Here is a 15,422-nt window from a genome sequence, read left to right as displayed (position 1 = left end):
GGACAATGTGATTGTTAATTGAAAGCGTAGGCATCCATCGCCAATACGCCATGTTCGATACTCGTGTGCAGCACTGACGCCCTGGCATCGGGCCCGGCCGCGCCCATCGCCACGAACAGGGGCAGCAGGTGTTCTTCGGTCGGATGGTTTTTCGCGGCCATCGGCGCCAGCTGGCGGTAGTCCAGCAGGGCAGCGCGGTCATTCGCCATCAGCCGTTCTCGCATCCAGGTACCGAAGTCGCTGACCCACCGCGGCGGCGGCGCATCGGCGCTGTGGCCGCGGATTTCATACAGGTTGTGCGTCAGCGAACCCGAGCCGATGACCAGCACGCCCTCCTGGCGCAAGGCCTGCAGCGCCAGGCCCAGTTGCTGGTGCAGCGCGGGGCTGGCACCATGGACGATCGAGATCTGCATCACCGGCACATCGGCGGCCGGATACATCAGGCTGAGCGGCACCCACGCGCCATGGTCCAGGCCCCGTGTCGCGCTGCGCCCGACCGGGATGCCGGCGGCGTCGAACAGCGCCGCCGCGCGTTCGGCCGCGGCAGGCGCGCCCGGTGCCGGATAGCGTATGTCGAACAGCGCTTGCGGGAAGCCGCCAAAGTCGTGGATCGTTTCCGGCTGGGTGGCCAGCGAAACGGCCGGGCCGCCAGCGGTTTCCCAGTGCGCCGACACGACGGCAATCGCGCTCGGCCGTGGCAATGTCTGCCCCAGCTCTTGCAGGAAGCGGCGTGCCGGGCTGTCATGCAGTGCGAGCATCGGCGAGCCGTGTGAAACAAAGATCGTGGGCAAGTTCATGGTGCACCTCGTTAAGTAATGCGTGCATGGTACCTACGTCCATGATGTTGATAAAGCAGGTGAAGATGGTTAGACTATTTCCATTTGATTGACAATCTCGCCCAATGGACTTGCTCGGCTCGATGAGAACCTATGTTGCCGTGGTCGACAGCGGCAGCTTCGCCGCTGCGGCGACCAGGCTGGATGTGTCACGCGCCATGGTATCCAAGCAAGTGCAAAAGCTCGAAGAGCATCTGGGCACGCGGCTATTGAACCGCACCACCCGGCGCCTGAGCCTGACGGAAACGGGTCGCGCCTTCCACGAGCGCAGCGTGCAGATTCTGGGGGATGTGAACGAGGCCGAACAGATTGCCGGCCAGATGACGACGCTGCCGCGCGGCGTGCTGCGCGTGACGATTCCCCTGTCGTATGCCCAGCACCGCCTGGGCAGCATCATCGGCGCGTACACCCAGGCCTACCCGCAGGTGCAGCTCGATATTGCGCTGTCCGACCGCAAGGTCGACCTGGTCGAGGAAGGCTTCGATGTGGCGATCCGGATCGGCGCCCTGCCCCAGTCGGACCTGATCGCGCGCAAGCTGGGCGTTGCGCGCAGCATCGTGTGCGCGTCGCCCGCCTACCTGGCCGCGCACGGCACGCCGCAGACGCCGCATGACCTGAGCCAGCATACGTGCCTGAGCTATTCATTGAGCGGGGCCGGCGCCGACTGGCGCCTCGAGTCTGCCGGCGAGCACCTCACCGTGCCGGTGACTGGCCCCATCAGGGCCGACAACGGCGACATGATCCGCCTGGCGGCGCTCGCCGGGGCTGGCATCGTGTTCCAGCCGCATTTCATCGTGGGCGAGGATCTGGCTGCCGGGCGGCTGGTGCAGGTGCTGCCCGGCTGGCAGTCCGCCGAGCTGGGCATCCATGCGCTCTATCCGAGCCGCAAGCACCTGTCGGCCAAGGTGCGCACCTTCGTCGACTTCATCGTGGCCGCGCTGGCCTGAACCGCCGCGGCCAGCGCCATCAGTACAGCACCACCGAGCGGATCGATTCGCCGCTCTTCATCAGGTCGAACCCTTCATTGATGCGCTCGAGCGGCAGGCGGTGCGTGATCAGGTCGTCGATATTGAGTTTGCCTTCCATATACCAGTCGACGATCTTCGGCACATCGGTGCGCCCGCGCGCGCCGCCGAAGGCCGAACCGCGCCACTCGCGGCCCGTCACCAGCTGGAATGGGCGGGTGGCGATTTCTTCGCCCGCAGCCGCCACGCCGATGATGAACGATTTGCCCCAGCCCTTGTGCGTGCATTCGAGCGCCTGGCGCATCGTGTTCACATTGCCGACACACTCGAAACTGTAGTCGGCGCCGCCGTCGGTGATCTGCACGATCGCGTCGACGACATTCTCGACGTCGTTCGGATTGACGAAATGGGTCATGCCGAACTTGCGCGCCATGTCCTGGCGCGCCGGGTTGATGTCGACGCCGATGATCTTGTCGGCGCCCACCATCCTCGCGGCCTGGATCACGTTCAGACCGATACCGCCCAGACCAAACACGACCACGTTGGCGCCCGCTTCGACCTTGGCCGAAAACAGCACCGCGCCCACGCCGGTGGTCACGCCGCAACCGATGTAGCAGACCTTGTCGAACGGGGCATCTTCACGGATTTTTGCCAGCGCGATTTCCGGCACCACGATGTAGTTCGAGAACGTCGACGTGCCCATGTAGTGAAACAGCGGCTTGCCATCGAGCGAAAAGCGGCTGGTCGCATCCGGCATCAGGCCGCGTCCTTGCGTGCTGCGGATCGCCTGGCACAGGTTGGTCTTTTGCGACAGGCAGAATTTGCACTGGCGGCATTCCGGCGTATACAGCGGGATGACGTGGTCGTCCTTTTTCAACGTCGTCACGCCAGGCCCCACATCGACCACGATGCCCGCGCCTTCATGGCCCAGGATCGCCGGGAACAGGCCTTCCGGATCGGCGCCCGACAGCGTGTAGTAATCGGTATGGCAAATGCCGGTCGCTTTCAGTTCAATCAATACTTCGCCCTCGCGCGGGCCTTCCAGGTCGACTTCTTCGATGGTCAAGGGCGCGCCGGCGCGCCAGGCAATGGCTGCTTTGGTTTTCATGGTGATGGTCTCTGGCTCAGTAAAAAATGGAATGCAGCCATTCTGCAGGCGCGGGCATGGCCACTGGCGCCGCCCGGGCGGAAATGGCAGGATTTGGTGCAATAATGACCGGATCTTTGCCACTGACCGCCCTGCCGATGCCTTCTGCGCCACCCCTGGACACCATTACCGTCGACATCGTCGTCTACCCCGGCTTCAAGGCGATGGAAGCGATCGGCCCCATGTCGGTGTTCGAATACGCCAATCTGCACCTGGCGCGGCAAGGCAAGGCGGCCGGCTACGATGTGCGCGTGGCGTCCTTCAAGACCGGGCTGATCCGCTCGGATACCCTGATGTCGCTCGAGGCTACCAAGGTGGTCAACACGCTGGCCCTGCCTCACACCGCGATGGTGGTCGGTGCGCGCCATATCCAGGCTGCGCTGGTTGAAAGCGCCGCCCTGATCGACTGGATCCGCGCCGCCGCCCCGCGCCTCGAACGCCTGAGCGCCCTGTGCTCGGGCGCCTTCTTCCTGGCCGCCGCCGGCGTGCTCGACGGCAAACGCGCCACCACGCACTGGGGCGTTGCCGATCGCCTGCACGCCGATTTCCCGGCCATCGACATCGATGCCGACGCCATCTTCATCCGCGCCGGCAATGTCTGGACCTCGGCCGGCGTCACGGCCGGCATGGACCTGGCCCTCGCGCTGGTCGAACAGGACTTCGGCCGCGCACTGGCGCTGGACGTGGCCACCGAGATGGTCGTCTACCTGAAGCGTCCGGGCGGCCAGTCGCAGTTCAGTGCGCACCTGCTCAGCGAGCGCACGGCCAAGCCGAATATCCGCGAGCTGCAGAGCTGGATCCTGGAGAACCTGCACGAGCGCCTGTCGGTGGCGCAGCTGGCGCAGAAGGCGATGATGAGCGAGCGTCATTTCGCCCGCGTGTTCCAGCAAGAGGTGGGCATGAGCACCCAGGAATTCATCGAAACCTGCCGCTTCGAGCGCGCCACGCAGTTGCTGGCCGACGTGGCGCTGCCGCTGAAGACGGTCGCGGCGCGTGCCTGCTTCAGCGACGAGGCGCACATGCGCCGGGTGTTCCTGAAAAAGCTGGGTATTGCGCCGAAAGTGTATCGCGAACGCTTCGCCACGACGGGTGTTGCGGCCGAACGCAGCGCCAACACACCCGGCGACTGACCGCCCCGTGCTACGCTGCTTTTCACCACAACACGCTGAAAGACTGCGATGCACTTTTCCCTGACACGCCCCGCGCACCTGTTCGGCCGAATGGCACTGGCCATCGCCCTGCTTGCGCCCTGCGCCGCCATGGCCGAACCCGACATGATCTACCTCGTGCGCCACGGCGAAAAAGCCAGCGACGGTAACGATCCGTCGCTCACGCCGCAAGGCCGGCAACGCGCGCAGAACATTGCCGCGATCCTGCGCCGCGCCGGCATCAAGGCCATCTTCAGCAGCGCTACGGTCCGCACGCGGGACACCGCGCAGCCACTCTCGACGTCGCTCAGCCTGCCTGTGCAGCAATACGATGCGGGCAAGCCGGAGGCGCTGGTCGCCAGGGTGAAGACGCTGCAAGGTGCGGTATTGGTGGTGGGCCACTCCAATACGCTGCCGGAACTGGTGCGGCTGTTCGGCGGTGCGCCGGGGGCAGAAATTGGCGACAACGAATATGACCGGCTGTATCAGCTGGTCAATGGTACCGACGGCAAAGTGACGACAGTATTGTTGACATCGTTGCCGGCCACGCAGTAACGCCAACGCACGTCATCGCCCCCACGCCGGTCGACTTACTTGCCGCCCGGACAGGCCTCGCGCGATCGCCGGGCCCGTCGTACATACCCCCGCACGGCAGCGCCCGCCGTCGTGCAGAATCGACAAGATTGCGTCACAATCAGATGTCGTCGCGTAGCCGACGACCATCACTCGCAACATACCATCATGCATTCACTAGGAGGCTTACCATGCGCTGGGAAACACCTGAAGCAATTGATTTCCGTTGGGGTTTTGAAATCACCATGTACGTGCTGAACCGTTGATGTTTAATTCAGGCAGGTACCGATGAACGATCCTGTCATCGGTACCTGCCACTCCGGTTATCAGCGATAACCATGTGAAAGGTTGGATACGCTGTTGAAAATCCGCATTCTTGGTTCGGCAGCGGGAGGTGGTTTTCCGCAGTGGAATTGTAATTGTCTGAACTGTGATGGCATCCGCAATGGCACCATCCAGGCTGTAAGCCGCACCCAATCCTCGATCGCCGTGAGCGACGATGGCATCGACTGGGTACTGGTCAATGCATCCCCCGACATCCTGGTGCAAATCCGCGCCACACCCGCCCTGCAACCTGCCCGCGCCGTGCGCGACACCGGTATTGCGGCTGTGCTGCTGATGGATGCCCAGATCGACCACGTGACCGGCTTGCTGATGCTGCGCGAGCGCGGCACGCCCCTGCCCCTGTATGCGACCGCTGACGTGCTGGCCGACCTGTCGCAAGCGCTGCCGCTCACGCGCGTGCTTGGCCATTATTGCGGCGTCGATCCGCACACGCTGGCCATTGACAGCCAGCCGTTCTCGATTGCGCCGCTGCGCAACACGACCTTCCTGCCCGTTCCGCTGTCGAGCAAGGCCCCGCCTTATTCCTCGCACCGCAACGACCCGCACCCGGGCGACAATATCGGCCTGATGCTGCATGACAGCGCCAGCGGCGCGCGCGTGTTCTACGCCCCCGGGCTGGGCCAGATGACCGATGCGGTGGAAGCGGCGATGCGCCAGGCAGATGTGCTGCTGGTCGATGGCACCTGCTGGAGCGACGACGAAATGATCACGCTCGGCCTGTCGAAAAAGACGGCCCACATGATGGGCCATCTGCCGCAGTCCGGCCCGGGCGGCATGATCGAGGTGCTGGCGCGCATGCCGGCGCGCCGCAAGATCCTCATCCACATCAACAACAGCAATCCGATCCTGCGCGAAGATTCGCCCGAGCGTGCCGAACTGGCCACGCACGGTATCGAGGTCGCGTTCGACGGCATGGACATTACCGTATGACGCCTTCTCCCGATAGCAGCGACCAGTTGGCGCCCTGGTCGCGCGCCGAATTCGAACAGCAGTTGCGGGCGATGGGCAAGAGCTACCATATCCATCATCCGTTCAACCTGCGCATGAATGCCGGGCAATGCTCGCCCGAACAGCTGCGCGGCTGGATCGCCAACCGCTTCTATTACCAGTTCATCATTCCGAAAAAGGATGCCGCGATCCTGTCCAATTGCGACGATCGCGCGACCCGCCGCCTGTGGATCGCCCGCATCCTGGACCATGACGGCTACGACGATTACCAGGGCGACGCCCAGGGCGGCATGGAAGCCTGGACCCAGCTGGGTGAGGCGGCCGGCATTCCCCGCGCCGAACTGTGGTCGCTGCAGCATGTGGTGCCAGCGGTGCGCTTTGCCTGCGACGCGTATGTCGATTTTGCACGCCGCTCGCCGTGGCAAGAGGCAGTGTGCTCGTCGCTGACCGAGATGTTCGCGCCGCAGATCCACAAGGACCGGCTGGCCGGCTGGCCAACCCAGTATCCATGGGTGGAACCGGCCGGCCTGCATTATTTCCGCAGCCGCATTCCGCTGGCCCAGCGCGACGTCGACCATGGCCTGGCCGTGACGCTCGACTATTTCACGACCAGGGCACAACAGCAGCGCGCACTCGAGATCCTCAAGTTCAAGCTGGACATCCTGTGGGCCATGCTGGACGCTATCGAAAAAGCCTATCCGACATGAGCGATCCCCTCATCCCCGCCATGCCGGCCCTGAACCGGCGCTTTCGCCTGCAATGGGAAGACGCCCAGCAGGCCTACGTGCTGCTGTACCCGGAAGGCATGGTCAAACTGAATGGCAGCGCCGGCGAAATCCTGAAGTGCTGCGATGGCAAGACCACGGTCGACCAGATCGTGCACGACCTGGAAACCAAATTCCAGGTCACCGGCTTGCGCACCGATATCGAGGGCTTGCTGGCCCACGCCCACCAGCACAAGTGGATCGAATGATGCTGCCCACCGATTTTGCCAAGAGTGGCGCGCCGACCGTGTCGCCGCCCTTCTGGCTGTTGGCCGAACTGACCTACCAATGCCCGCTGCACTGCGCGTTTTGCTATAACCCGCTCAATTACGATGCGGTGCGCAATGAATTGACGACGGGCGAATGGGTGCGGGTCATGCGCGAAGCGCGCGCACTGGGCGCTGTGCAGCTGGGGTTTTCCGGGGGCGAGCCGCTGATGCGCGACGACCTCGAAGAGCTGGTCGCCGAAGCGCGCCGCCTGGGCTTTTACAGCAACCTGATCACGTCGGGTGTCGGTCTGAATGAAACCCGCATCGCGGCGCTCAAGAATGCCGGGCTGGATCATATCCAGTTGTCGTTCCAGGATTCGACCCGTGAGCTCAATGATTTCCTGAGCAGCACCAAAACGTTCGACCTCAAGCTCAAAGTGGCGAAGCTGATCAAGCAATACGATTACCCGATGGTGATGAATTGCGTGCTGCATCGCTATAACCTGCCGCATGTCGGCAAGATCATCGAGATGGCACTGGCGCTGGGCGCCGAATACCTGGAGCTGGCCAATACCCAGTACTACGGCTGGGCCATGAAGAACCGCAACCAGCTGATGCCCACGCTTGAGCAGGTGCGCGACGCCGAACGCGTGGTAGCAGAATACCGCGAGCAAATTGGCGACGCCTGCAAGCTGCTGTTCGTGGTGCCCGATTACTTCGAGGACCGTCCGAAAGCCTGCATGAATGGCTGGGGTGCGGTATTTCTCGGCGTGGCGCCGGACGGCGTGGCGCTGCCCTGCCACAATGCGCGCGACCTGCCCGGCCTGAATTTGCCGAACGTGCGCGATGTGGGCCTGGCCGACATCTGGCGCACCAGCACCGCGTTCAATGCGTACCGTGGCAATGACTGGATGCAGGAGCCATGCCGCAGCTGCGACGAAAAGGGACGCGACCTGGGTGGCTGCCGCTGCCAGGCGTTCATGCTGGCCGGTGACGCGGCAGCGACCGACCCCGTGTGCAGCAAGTCGCCCAAGCGCGGCGAAGTCGACAAGGTGATCCGCTTTGCCAGCCAGCGCCCGGCAGCGCTCGACAACGCTCACGTGATCGAGCAGCCGATCGTGTTTCGCACGAATGCGAATTCACGCAATCTCCTGCAGACCGACACGTAAGACAGGTCGGTCCTCAGGGACCAGGTTACAGCACCGTATCCGTGCGCAGCACCGGATACAGGTTCAAGCGCTCGTCATACGACGAATGCCGCTTGGCGAAAAACGCCAGGCGCGCCTGCGGATCCTTGGCAAACGCCGGATCCGACGCCAGGCGCTGCGCAAATTCGGCCGCCACTTTCGGGTCCGCTGCCATCTGCTCGCGCGCCACGTCCTCGGCCACGTAGTCTTCCATGTATTCCTTGCGCTCGAAGGCCGTGTTGAACGTGCCCCAGGCCAGCAGCGAATCGGGCGCCTGCGGTTCGAACATCGCCACCACCAGCCGCGCCTTCGGCTGCGCGATCGGCACGAACAGCGAACCGGCCGTCACCGCGCGCGGCTCCGCCGTCCACTTGCCCGTGACCGTCAGGCGCTGATGCCCTTCGACCGAGGCGGCATCCAGCGTCGCCTTGTCGGCGCGGAAGGTCTCGACGTTGGCGCGCGCCACGCCCTGGTCCAGCTTGCGAAACACGACGCCGTGCTGGCGCAGCTTCTCGCCGACGATGGCCGCCTGCGCCGCCGGCACGATGTAGCCTGCGCCTGGCGCCGTCACTTCCACGTCAGCGACGACCTCGTCACGCAGCGGCACGCGCCACACCTGCGGCCTGGTTTCGTCGTAGCGCGTCATCAGGCCGCCCGAGATTTCGGATGGCTTGCGCGTGTATTCGTAGCCGTTGAAATTGACCATCTCCGACTTGTCGGTCGTACGGTAGTTCAGCGCCACCTTCTTGTTGCCCAGCTTTGCGGCGCGCGCGTCGGCCGCGTAGGCCGCTTTTTGCCAGTCCGCGCCGTTCTTTGCGACCTGGTTCAGCACCGAGACCACGGTGTTGCGCGTGATGCGCACGCGCACCGGGTATTCTTTCCACGAGTGGGTTTCCACCAGCATCGCCATACGGTTACGCAGCTGGAAGTAGCCGGTCGAGAAACGCGGATCCGACACGCCGTCCTCGAAGCCCGACATCGGGTCGTCCTGCTTCACGAATGACATGTAGTACGACTGCGGCGTCGAGCCCTCTTTTGCGATGTCCTTGATGACATTGCTGCGCAGGGCCAGGCCAGCCTTGCGGAATTCCGGGTCGCCCGAATACACCGGCTCGACCTGGATCGAAATATCGTGCTGGAACTTGGCGCCGTTGGTCGCGTGCAGGTCGACATACGTCAGCGGATCCCACGCATTCACCAGACCCAGCATCGCCTGCATTTCCGGCGCGTCGGCCTTCAGGTAGTCGCGGTTCAGGTTCAGGTTCTGGGCGGTGGTGCGCCAGCCCATTTCCACCGGGCCGCGCTGGTTCGGGCGGTTCCATTTGCCAAAGCGCTCGTGCCCGTCGACGTTAAACACCGGCACGAACAGCAGCACCTGCTTGTCGAGCGCGCCCTTGCCCGCGCGGCCTTCGAGGATCTCGCGCAGCGCCAGGAAACCGGCGTCCTTGCCGTCGATCTCGCCGGCGTGAATGCCGCCCTGGATCAGCGTGACGGGCAAGCCCGCCTTCCTGGCGGCGGCGGGCGTGAACACGCCGTTGTTGTTGGCCACCAGCGCCTTCATCGGACGCCCTTCCGGCGTGATGCCGAAGTCGATGCACTGGACCTGCTTCGGATACGCCTGCGCGAAGGCGGCGCACAGCGCGATCGTTTCGTCGTAGCGGCCCGTGGCCTGGAAGCCGGAGCGTTCCGAGATCGTCGTCAGGTCGGGGGTAGCGGCGTGCGCCAGAGGGAATGCAGACAGCAGGGCCAGCAGTAACGCAGAACGAATCATCGAGAAGCTCCGGCAGGTGACAGGGAAGCCGACGATTATAGACGCGTTCTTGCCAAAAAGTTCAGTCCTGGAAACACAAAGGGCGGCGCGCCAAGTGGCCACGCCGCCCGTCAATACGGCCGTTCTGCTTAGCGCGGCGGGGCGCCGGGCGTCGGCCGGATCGCGATTTCCTTGACCTGTGGCCGCACGATTTCCATCGGCACGACACGGGCGCGGCTGGTCGTCGAGACCGGGCATGCCTGGGTGGCACGGTAGGTCAGCGCGGCGGCCAGCAAGCCTTCGTTCTGGTCGCCCACCGGCCGCGTCAGGTCGTCGCTGACCTGGCAGGTCGGCGCGAAGCCATCGTTAAAGTCACCGAAGCCCTTGTTGTTGACGCCCTTGAACTCGATCGAGAAATAGGTCGTGCCGCAGTTCGGCACAGGCGTGAAGCCGTACGGCTTGCCGCAGGTGGTGCCGCCGATCTGGATGACCTCGACGTCGGCGCCGCGCAAGCCATTGATCACCGATTCGCTGGCCGAGCAGGTACCGGCCGTGCTCAGCACCGTCACGCGTTTCAGGCCCAGCGTCGGCAGCGGCGTGCCGGTGCGTACCGGGTTGCTCGAGGCGAAGCCCCATGCGGTCGAGCGGAACAGCAGCGGCGCTTCGCGCGGCAGCTTGTCGTTGTACTGCGATTGCTCGAACACCTTGCCACTGGTCGACTCCGGCCCGGAGACCATATAGGCCAGCTGGCTGGCCAGGTACAGCAGGCCGCCGCCGTTGTAGCGGATGTCGAGCACCAGGTCGTTCACGCCGGCCTGGCGGAACGTGGTGAAGGCGTCGATCAGCTGCTTTTCGGAGACCGCGTTGAACGTGTCGAAGGTCAGGTAGCCGACCTTGCCGGTCGCGGTCTCGATGATCTTGACGTTCTTGACCGGTGCGATGCGCACGTCGGCGCCCGTCATCGCGACGTCGATCGGCACGCCACCGCGCTGCAGCGTGAAGCGGTGCGCAGTGCCGGCCGTTTCAGGGAACAGGGCCTGGTTGATGCGCGCGATCGATGCCGCATCGGTCGTGTTGATGAAGTCGATGCCATCGACTTTCGTCAGCAGGTCGCCGCGCAGCAGCCCGGCGGCCGCGGCCGGCGAACCCGGTTCCACGGCCGTGATCAGCCAGGTGCGCGGCGCCGTGCCGCCCGCATTGCGCGACCACGTGATGCCGTAGCCCAGGTCGATGCCCTGGGTCTGCATCGCCTCCCATTCGGCGGTCGGATAGGTGAAGTGGTAACGGTCCTTGGCTTGCCCGGTGGCGGTCACGGCAGGCGTCTTGAGCACGTCGAAGTAGTCGGTGGCGCTCTTGAAATCGGCCATCTTGTACGTGTTCGGGACTTCGTTGTACCAGAGGTAGTACTGGTTGGTCCAGGCGCGCAGGAATTTCAGCTCGTCCAGCAGCGTGCCCTGCACATCGGGGAAGGCCCTGCCGCTGGCATCGAAGCCCGTGCGCGGCGCGGCGCACTTGTTCCAGTAATTGCCATAGGCGTCGCCGAGCAGGTTGGGATTGAGGTCTTCCGGCGTGGCGCTCGTGCCGGTCGGGGTGGGGGTCGGCGTCGGTGTGACCGGCGCGGTTGGCGTGTCGGCCACCGGCGGCCGCGCGCCCACACCGGGCGACCCGCCACCGCCGCCGCACCCGGCAAGCACGAACAGCGCGGCAAGGGTGCCGGAAATCAGACGGACGGGAACGGCCTTGCGCGGGAGGGAGAATGTCGGGCTCATGCAGATGATTATAGACGGCGGTTTTCGTGCACAACACCACCAAATGTCACAGTTGAGGCCAGGCGACAACGAAGCATGCCAAGGCGACAAGCAGGTAAAAAGAACCGCCGGCGCGCAACACGCGCCGACGTGATCAAAACACCATCAGGCCGCGCGCGGTGCGGCGCCCACTGGCGCATGGAATGCCGCCAGCAGCGCTGCTTCTTTTTCCTTCGCCGCTTTCAGGTGCCGTTCCTTCACGTGCCCGTAGCCACGGATGTCTTCGGGAATGCTGGCCACCGCCACGGCCTGCGCCAGATTGGCGTCCGTGAGCTTGGGCAGCAATGCCGCCACCGTCGCGCGGTACTCGCCGATCAGGGCGCGCTCGACGCGGCGCTCGGCGGTATAGCCGAACACGTCGAACGCCGTACCGCGCAGACCCTTGAACTTCGCCAGCACGCCGAACGCGCGCATCATCCACGGGCCGAACTCCTGCTTGATGGCGCGGCCTTCCTTGTCATGCCTGGCCAGCAGCGGCGGCGCCAGGTGGAACTTGAGCGTGATATCGCCCTCGAACATATTGGCGATCTTTTCACGGAACGCCGGGTCGGTGTGCAGGCGCGCGACTTCGTACTCGTCCTTGTACGCCATCAGCTTGTACAGGTACTTGGCCACGGCTTCCGACAGGCGCGTGCCCTTGCCCAAACGCGCTTCCTGCGCCCTGACCTGCTCGACGAAGGCCGTGTACTGGCTGGCATACGCCGCGTCCTGATACGCCGTGAGCAGCTCGACCCGGCGCTTGACGACATCGTCGAGCGTCTGCATGCGCTTGAACTCGATCACCTTGGCCGGCATCGCCGACTTGCTGACAGCCGCCAGATCGTGCCCGGCGCTGCGGCCCCAGTTGAAGGCCGCCTTGTTGAATGCGACCGACACGCCATTGAGCTCGATGGCTTTCATCAGCGAGGCTTCGTGCAGCGGCACGCGGCCCTTCTGGAACGCATAGCCGAGCATGAACATATTGGTGGCGATCGCGTCACCCAGCAGCGCCGTGGCGATACTGCCCGCGTCGAGGAATTCGACGTTGGCCTTGCCGCAGGCTTGCTCGATCGCGCCGCGCGAACCTTCGGCCGGGAATTGCCAGTCCGGGTTCTTCACGAACGCGGCGGTGGTGGCGGTGCTCGAATTGACGGCGGCCCAGGTGCGGCCTTCGCCCATGCGCGACAGGGCGTCGCGGCTGGCCGTGACGATCTGGTCGCAACCGATCACGAGGTCGGCGCTGCCGGTGCCCACGCGGGTCGAGTGCAGATCGGCCTGGTGTTCGGCCAGGCGCACGTGCGACATGACCGGGCCGCCCTTCTGGGCCAGGCCGCTCTGGTCAAGCACGATCGCGCCCTTGCCTTCGACGTGCGCCGCCACCGCCAGGATCTGGCCGACCGTGACGACACCGGTGCCGCCCACGCCGGCCACGAGAATGCCGAATGGCGTGGCGACCGATGGAATGACGGGTTCCGGCAACACGGGTGGCGCCGCGTCGGACGCAGCAGCCTTCTTCGGCTTTTTCAGGCCGCCGCCTTCGACGGTGACAAAGCTCGGGCAGAAGCCCGACACGCACGAATAATCCTTGTTGCAGGACGACTGGTTGATCTGGCGCTTGCGGCCCAGTTCGGTTTCGAGTGGCTCGACCGACAGGCAGTTGGATTGCACCGAGCAGTCGCCGCAGCCTTCGCAGACGGCTTCGTTGATCACGGCGCGCTTGGCCGGGTCAGGGAATTCGCCTTTCTTCCGGCGCCGGCGTTTTTCGGATGCGCAGGTCTGGTCATAGATCACTGCCGACACGCCGGGCATCTCGCGCAGTTCGCGCTGCACGTCCATCAGCTCGGAGCGGTGGCGCACCGTGGTACCGGGCGCCCAGGCGTAGTCGCTCGGGTATTTGTCCGGTTCGTCGGTGACGACGATGATGGGCGTGACGCCTTCGGCCGCAATCTGGCGGCTGATCATGCCCGGGTCGAGCGGACCGTCGACGTTCTGGCCGCCCGTCATCGCGACCGCATCGTTGTAGAGAATCTTGTAGGTGATGTTGACCTTGGCCGCCACGGCGGCGCGGATCGCCAGGATGCCCGAGTGGAAGTAGGTGCCGTCGCCCAGATTGACGAACACGTGCTTTTCGTCGGTGAACGGCGACTGGCCGATCCAGGTCGTGCCTTCGGCACCCATGTGCGTGAAGGTCGACGTTTCACGGTCCATCCACAGCACCATGTAGTGGCAGCCGATGCCGGCCATCGCGCGCGAGCCTTCCGGCACCTTGGTCGAGCTGTTGTGCGGGCAGCCCGAGCAGAAATACGGGATGCGGTCGGTTTCCGGGTTCGGCTTGGCAGGGATGTTGCGCAGCACCAGTTCCTTGGCTTCGAGGAAGGCGATGCGCTGAGCGACGCGTTCGGCAACCGGGTGGCCAGCGCAGTAGTGCCCGATGCGCGAAGCAATGGCGCGCGCGATCTGCGCCGGGTTCAGCTCGTACGTGGCCGGCAGCAGCCAGTCGCCGTGGCCCATGCGGTTCTTGTTGCTCCACTCGCCGGTGTCGTCGAACTTGCCGACCACGCGCGGCCGCTCGCCGTCAGGCAGGTTGTACAGCTCTTCCTTGAGCGCGTATTCCATGACCTGGCGTTTTTCTTCGACCACCAGGATTTCATCGAGGCCCCGTGCGAACTCGTGCACGCCTTCGGCTTCGAGCGGCCAGGTCATGCCGACCTTGTACAGGCGCAGGCCAATGTCCTGCGCGGCCTGCTCGTCGATGCCGAGGTCGGCCAGCGCCTGGCGCGTGTCCAGGTAGCTCTTGCCCGCGGTGATGATGCCGATCTTCGGCTGCGGGCTGTCCCAGATGATGCGGTTGAGCTTATTGGCGCGCGCATAGGCCAGCGCGGCATACCATTTGTGGTTGCTCATCCGCACTTCCTGATCCAGCACGGCGTCCGGCCAGCGGATGTTCAGGCCGCCCTCGGGCAGCTGGAAATCGGTCGGGATCACGGTCTGCACGCGGTCCGGATCGAGGTCGACGACGGCGCCCGACTCGATGATGTCGGTCACGCATTTCATCGATACCCACAGGCCCGTGTAGCGGCTCATGGCCCAGGCGTGCAGGCCGAAGTCGATGTATTCCTGCACCGACGACGGGTACAGCACCGGGATGCCGCAGTGGGTCAGGATGTGGTCAGACTGGTGCGCGGTGGACGACGATTTGGCCGCGTGGTCGTCGCCGGCCAGCACCAGCACGCCGCCGTATTGCGACGAGCCGGCGTTATTGCCGTGCTTGAACACGTCGCCGCAGCGGTCGACGCCCGGGCCCTTGCCGTACCACATCGAGAACACGCCGTCGTACTTCGCGTCCTTGTACAGATTGGTCTGCTGGGTGCCCCAGACAGCGGTCGCTGCCAGGTCTTCGTTCATGCCGGGATGGAACTTGACGTGGTGCGCGTCGAGGTGCGCCTTGGCCTTCATCGCGGTCTGGTCGACCGAGGTGACAGGCGAGCCGCGGTAGCCGGTGATGTAACCGGCCGTGTTCAGGCCGGCCTTGACGTCGCGCTCGCGCTGCAGCATCGGCAGGCGGATCAGCGCCTGCGTGCCGGTCATGAAGGCGCGACCGCGCTCGAGCGTCCATTTGTCGTCGAGCGTGATGTCTTGTGCGGGTGCGGATGCGGGCGGCGACGCCAGGTGGGCGCGGTCCAGGGGTGCGTTCATTGTGTCTCCAAGAAACTGGTGGCGGTTGCCGGAAGCGGTGCATTTCCTGCATCTCGCTTCTTGGCGG

The 15,422-nt window shown here is 64.7% G+C and carries 13 protein-coding genes; 8 read left to right on the top strand and 5 right to left on the bottom strand.

The window, feature by feature from the left end; translation table 11 throughout:
- Positions 1–14 precede the first annotated feature (14 nt).
- Positions 15–797, bottom strand: coding sequence for a DODA-type extradiol aromatic ring-opening family dioxygenase (locus AC56LN_RS10330; RefSeq protein ID WP_499571466.1), 783 nt, complete (start codon positions 795–797; stop codon positions 15–17).
- Positions 798–919: 122 nt separating this feature from the next.
- Here AC56LN_RS10330 and AC56LN_RS10325 point away from each other — a divergent pair, with 122 nt between their 5' ends.
- Entirely contained in the window at positions 920–1,783 is an 864-nt protein-coding gene (locus AC56LN_RS10325; RefSeq protein WP_499571465.1) for a LysR family transcriptional regulator, read from the top strand.
- Between the two features lie 19 nt (positions 1,784–1,802).
- On the opposite strand, the gene AC56LN_RS10320 is transcribed toward AC56LN_RS10325, so the two are convergent.
- Entirely contained in the window at positions 1,803–2,909 is a 1,107-nt protein-coding gene (locus tag AC56LN_RS10320; protein WP_499571464.1) for an S-(hydroxymethyl)glutathione dehydrogenase/class III alcohol dehydrogenase, read from the bottom strand.
- 104 nt (positions 2,910–3,013) lie between these two features.
- On the opposite strand from AC56LN_RS10320, the gene AC56LN_RS10315 reads away from it, so the two are divergent.
- From AC56LN_RS10315 to pqqE, 7 genes are all read left to right on the top strand, one after another.
- Positions 3,014–4,078, top strand: coding sequence for a GlxA family transcriptional regulator (locus AC56LN_RS10315; RefSeq protein ID WP_499571463.1), 1,065 nt, complete (start codon positions 3,014–3,016; stop codon positions 4,076–4,078).
- A gap of 90 nt (positions 4,079–4,168) precedes the next feature.
- On the top strand, positions 4,169–4,651 hold the full coding sequence (locus AC56LN_RS10310) for a SixA phosphatase family protein (protein WP_499571461.1): 483 nt from the start codon (positions 4,169–4,171) through the stop codon (positions 4,649–4,651).
- Between the two features lie 143 nt (positions 4,652–4,794).
- Positions 4,795–4,935 (top strand): pyrroloquinoline quinone precursor peptide PqqA, encoded by a 141-nt coding sequence (gene pqqA, locus AC56LN_RS10305; protein WP_499571611.1) that lies wholly within the window; start codon positions 4,795–4,797, stop codon positions 4,933–4,935.
- 91 nt (positions 4,936–5,026) lie between these two features.
- Positions 5,027–5,944, top strand: a complete 918-nt coding sequence (gene pqqB, locus AC56LN_RS10300) for a pyrroloquinoline quinone biosynthesis protein PqqB (protein ID WP_499571609.1) — start codon at positions 5,027–5,029, stop codon at positions 5,942–5,944.
- Positions 5,941–6,669 carry a pyrroloquinoline-quinone synthase PqqC gene (gene pqqC, locus AC56LN_RS10295; RefSeq protein ID WP_183554469.1) on the top strand — a complete coding sequence of 243 codons (729 nt, stop codon included), beginning with the start codon at positions 5,941–5,943 and terminating at the stop codon, positions 6,667–6,669. The genes pqqB and pqqC overlap by 4 nt, the downstream gene beginning before the upstream one ends.
- Positions 6,666–6,935, top strand: coding sequence for a pyrroloquinoline quinone biosynthesis peptide chaperone PqqD (gene pqqD, locus AC56LN_RS10290; protein WP_499571459.1), 270 nt, complete (start codon positions 6,666–6,668; stop codon positions 6,933–6,935). The genes pqqC and pqqD overlap by 4 nt, the downstream gene beginning before the upstream one ends.
- Entirely contained in the window at positions 6,932–8,104 is a 1,173-nt protein-coding gene (gene pqqE, locus AC56LN_RS10285) for a pyrroloquinoline quinone biosynthesis protein PqqE (protein ID WP_499571457.1), read from the top strand. Before pqqD ends, pqqE begins: the two co-directional genes overlap by 4 nt.
- Positions 8,105–8,129: 25 nt before the next feature.
- Here pqqE and AC56LN_RS10280 read toward each other — a convergent pair whose 3' ends face one another.
- From AC56LN_RS10280 to AC56LN_RS10270, 3 genes are all read right to left on the bottom strand, one after another.
- On the bottom strand, positions 8,130–9,893 hold the full coding sequence (locus AC56LN_RS10280) for a M14 family metallopeptidase (RefSeq protein ID WP_499571455.1): 1,764 nt from the start codon (positions 9,891–9,893) through the stop codon (positions 8,130–8,132).
- Between the two features lie 128 nt (positions 9,894–10,021).
- A complete protein-coding gene (locus AC56LN_RS10275; RefSeq protein ID WP_499571453.1) occupies positions 10,022–11,641 on the bottom strand; it encodes a S41 family peptidase in 1,620 nt (539 codons plus the stop codon).
- A 144-nt stretch (positions 11,642–11,785) separates the two neighbouring features.
- A complete protein-coding gene (locus AC56LN_RS10270; RefSeq protein WP_499571451.1) occupies positions 11,786–15,355 on the bottom strand; it encodes an indolepyruvate ferredoxin oxidoreductase family protein in 3,570 nt (1,189 codons plus the stop codon).
- Positions 15,356–15,422: the final 67 nt, after the last annotated feature.

The sequence above is a fragment of the Telluria sp. ZT3P26 genome, from assembly GCF_059686035.1.
The sequence above is the reverse complement of the archived record's forward strand: the minus strand, read 5'-3'. Positions and strand labels throughout refer to the sequence as shown.

Coding starts and splice junctions, on each gene's coding strand:
- AC56LN_RS10330 (WP_499571466.1), bottom strand. CDS start 797: ATGAACTTGCCCACGATCTTTGTTTCACACGGCTCGCCGATGCTCGCA.
- AC56LN_RS10325 (WP_499571465.1), top strand. CDS start 920: ATGAGAACCTATGTTGCCGTGGTCGACAGCGGCAGCTTCGCCGCTGCG.
- AC56LN_RS10320 (WP_499571464.1), bottom strand. CDS start 2,909: ATGAAAACCAAAGCAGCCATTGCCTGGCGCGCCGGCGCGCCCTTGACC.
- AC56LN_RS10315 (WP_499571463.1), top strand. CDS start 3,014: ATGACCGGATCTTTGCCACTGACCGCCCTGCCGATGCCTTCTGCGCCA.
- AC56LN_RS10310 (WP_499571461.1), top strand. CDS start 4,169: ATGGCACTGGCCATCGCCCTGCTTGCGCCCTGCGCCGCCATGGCCGAA.
- pqqA (WP_499571611.1), top strand. CDS start 4,795: ATGTCGTCGCGTAGCCGACGACCATCACTCGCAACATACCATCATGCA.
- pqqC (WP_183554469.1), top strand. CDS start 5,941: ATGACGCCTTCTCCCGATAGCAGCGACCAGTTGGCGCCCTGGTCGCGC.
- pqqD (WP_499571459.1), top strand. CDS start 6,666: ATGAGCGATCCCCTCATCCCCGCCATGCCGGCCCTGAACCGGCGCTTT.
- pqqE (WP_499571457.1), top strand. CDS start 6,932: ATGATGCTGCCCACCGATTTTGCCAAGAGTGGCGCGCCGACCGTGTCG.
- AC56LN_RS10280 (WP_499571455.1), bottom strand. CDS start 9,893: ATGATTCGTTCTGCGTTACTGCTGGCCCTGCTGTCTGCATTCCCTCTG.
- AC56LN_RS10275 (WP_499571453.1), bottom strand. CDS start 11,641: ATGAGCCCGACATTCTCCCTCCCGCGCAAGGCCGTTCCCGTCCGTCTG.
- AC56LN_RS10270 (WP_499571451.1), bottom strand. CDS start 15,355: ATGAACGCACCCCTGGACCGCGCCCACCTGGCGTCGCCGCCCGCATCC.